Consider the following 3,079-nt stretch of genomic DNA (forward strand, 5'->3'; position numbering starts at 1 on the left):
GTGATCCGGTCGGAGAAACTGTCGGGCAAGTCGGTGGAGGACCGGCCCGAGCTTGCCACCCTCATGCAGTTCATGCGCGACGGCGACGAACTCGTGGTGGTGCGGCTCGACCGTCTCGGCCGCTCGACGCGCGATGTTCTGAACCTCGTGCATGAACTCGACCAGAAGGGCGCGAGTTTGCGCGTTCTCGATCCCGAACTCACCACCGGCGGCGATGTCGGGCGGATCGTGGTGACGGTTCTGGGCATGGTGGCCGAGATGGAGCGCAAGTTCATTCTGGAGCGTCAGCGCGCCGGCATCGAGGCGGCGAAGGCGCGCGGGATCTATGCCGGGGTCGGGCGCCTGAAGAGCGTGCCGGACGAGGAGATCCGCCGCCGCCATGCTGCCGGCGAAGGCCCGACCGCCATCGCCAAGGCGCTCGGCATCGGTCGCACCAGCGTCTACCGGGCGATCGGCGCGATGAAGGATGAAGGATGCGGACGAAGGTGACGAGGCCAGCGAACCCTAACCGACGCTCAGATAACGGTCGGATCGCGCTGAGGTGAAACCGGCAGGTTTCCACCCTTACTAGTCATCCAGGCGACCTGGATGCGACTCCCGGAAACGGACATTCAGCTAGGATCGGCCCGATCGAAGCCGCATAGAGTGCGACGGTCGCGTAGATGACGGCAAGCGAACGCCGCGTTGCGGAGACGTTGGTCGATATGGGGAGCCTTGCGGATCGAAGGGATGGGTCGATATTGCGCGACGAAGCGGACCGGCTGGACGGATCGGGAGCGAGACAGGCAATGGACGACGCCGACCACCCCTTGCGCAGCGACCGGCTTTCGCTGGTTCCGCTCCAGCGCGATCACCGGGAGGACCTGCTGAGGGCGCCCGCCGATGGCCGGCTGTGGGACCTTCGGTTCACCAACGTACCCGGTCCCGATACCGTGGACGCCTATCTGGAGACGGCGCTTGTCGGCCGGGCGGCCGGCACGGTGATCCCCTATGCCATCGAGGTCGATAGCCAAGTCGTCGGCAGCACGCGCTTCTGGAAGCTCGACCGTGCCAACCGCAAGGTCGAGATCGGGCACAGCTGAATCGCGGCCTCCTGGCAACGCAGCTTCGTGAACACCGAGGCCAAGTTCCTGATGCTGGCATACGCCTTTGAGGTTCTCGACTGCGTCCGGGTACAGTTCACGACCGACGTCCTCAACCAGCGTTCGCGCGCAGCCATCCTTCGGCTGGAGGCGGTCGAGGAGGGTGTGGTCCGCCACGAGCGGATCATGCCTGATGGTCGAAAGCGCGATTCGGTCCGCTTCAGCATCATTGACGACGAATGGCCGGACCTGCGGCGAGATCTCGAAGCGCAGCGGTCCCAGTGACGCCATCATGCGTTCACCGTAACTCACCGGACCGACCTATCCGTGCCCACTGACGAGCTTGGCGAATAGGTCGGCGACGCTGTGGGGCGCGTTCGGGCCGAAGAACAGCGTCAGGTTGTCGGCGGACTGCTGCGCAATCTCGCGGCTGCGCGGGAACAGCACCGTCTCGTAGGCGGCAAGGGCCGCTTCCGTATCCTCGCTGTAATCGTGGATCGCCTGCGCCAGTTCGGCGCCGTCCAGCATGGCGAGGTTCGCGCCCTCGCCCGCAAACGGCGACATGAGGTGCGCGGCATCACCGAGCAGCGTCACCCCAGGCACCCGCAGCCATGTGATCCCGGGCGCAAGCGCGTAGATCGGCCGGATTGTCGGGACGGCCGTGCTGCCAGTGATGAGATGGACGAGATGCGGCGCCCAGCCTGCGAATTGGTCAGCAATGAACGCCAGTCCGGTCCCCCTGTCGCGGAAGTCTACGGAGCGCACCCATGCCTCGGGTCGATGAAGCGCGACATAGCCCGTCACCGAGCCATCGGCATGGCGATGTGCGATGATGCCTTGGCCGGGCGTCACCGCCATCATCGTTCCCTCGCCGATCGCCGCGATGCTGGCCATATTAGCAGGATCGCCCGCGCCCAGTGCGATCTCGATGAAGCATGTGCCCGAATAGATCGGTTTTGCGTCCGAGACGAGCGGGCGGACCCTCGACCAGGCGCCGTCCGCGCCCACCAGGAGGTCGACTGTGGCCGTGGAGTCGTCGGCGAAGAGGATATGGTAGCCGCCCGCCTCGCTGGGCGTGATGGAAACGGCCTTGTGACCCCAACGGATCGTATCGTCGGGAAGCGATGCCATTAGCAGGCGACGCAGGTCGCCGCGCTCGACCTCCGGCCGCGTCGACGTCCGTTGTCCTGGTGCATCGAACAGCATCATCCCCGCGCTATCGACGACGCGCTTGGCATCCTCGCCGGGACGAACGAGCTTCAGAGAAGCGTCGTACAGCCCCGCCGCCCGGAGCGCAGGCTGACCGCTGTTCTCGTGCATGTCGAGAAGGCCGCCCTGCCAGCGGGCAGTGGCCGAGGTCTCGCCCTCGAAAATCGTGGCGGTGATCCCGTGACGGTGCAAGACGCTAGCGAGCACCAGCCCACCCAAACCCGCACCAATGATTCCGATGGTCTTCTGCATACGTGCGCTCCCTCATCGCAGCCAAATCCTGACCGGCGTGCGGTTTTGTATGGAAGACGCTGGGCGGCCCTGCGGTCGGCAGGGTCGACGTGTATGCGATGTCCCGAGGGCCCATGCCCGGTCAGAGACGTCGTTTTGCGCGACACAGATTTGTCTCACGACCGACCGCCCCGTGCAAGCGGGAAGACTGCCCTGTCTGAATAAGCCGCTCAGCCCATGCGATGTGAGACGGCCTCGGGCGTGCAACCGAACAACGCGCGGAACGCGGCACCAAAGGCCGGCGTACCTGGAACGCCGACGCTCTCTCGTTCCGAAGGCTAGCCTCCGACCCGGCCCGTCCACCAGTGGCAGCTTTTTTGCGCGGCATATACCAAAAGCAGACAGACCGCTTTCCTGAAGAGTTTCGGGCGCCGTGAGGCGTACGAAAGTCGCGGAAGACCGAACCCGCGGGATGCCGGTTGGTGGTTTATGGGGTTTTCGGCTGACGGCGGTGCAGGGGCAAGGTGCATCGACCGCCAGATGGTACGGCATGCCGA

4 protein-coding genes are annotated in these 3,079 nt (G+C 65.2%); 3 read left to right on the plus strand and 1 reads right to left on the minus strand.

Annotation, left to right across the window (positions count from 1 at the left end):
• The 3 genes from F9929_RS23815 to F9929_RS24615 all read left to right on the plus strand — a co-directional run.
• A partial coding sequence (locus F9929_RS23815; protein ID WP_152049042.1) for a recombinase family protein occupies positions 1 to 489 on the plus strand: 489 nt, incomplete at its 5' end.
• 251 nt (positions 490 to 740) lie between these two features.
• Positions 741 to 1,082, plus strand: coding sequence for a GNAT family N-acetyltransferase (locus tag F9929_RS24610; protein ID WP_235919535.1), 342 nt, complete (start codon positions 741 to 743; stop codon positions 1,080 to 1,082).
• 27 nt (positions 1,083 to 1,109) lie between these two features.
• Positions 1,110 to 1,367, plus strand: a complete 258-nt coding sequence (locus F9929_RS24615) for a GNAT family N-acetyltransferase (protein ID WP_235919536.1) — start codon at positions 1,110 to 1,112, stop codon at positions 1,365 to 1,367.
• Between the two features lie 36 nt (positions 1,368 to 1,403).
• Here the strand turns inward: F9929_RS24615 and F9929_RS23825 are convergent, their stop codons facing one another.
• Entirely contained in the window at positions 1,404 to 2,543 is a 1,140-nt protein-coding gene (locus F9929_RS23825) for an FAD-dependent oxidoreductase (protein WP_152049043.1), read from the minus strand.
• Between the last annotated feature and the right edge of the window lie 536 nt (positions 2,544 to 3,079).

It is taken from the genome of Aureimonas psammosilenae (assembly GCF_009176975.1).
GTDB lineage: Bacteria > Pseudomonadota > Alphaproteobacteria > Rhizobiales > Rhizobiaceae > Plantimonas > Plantimonas psammosilenae.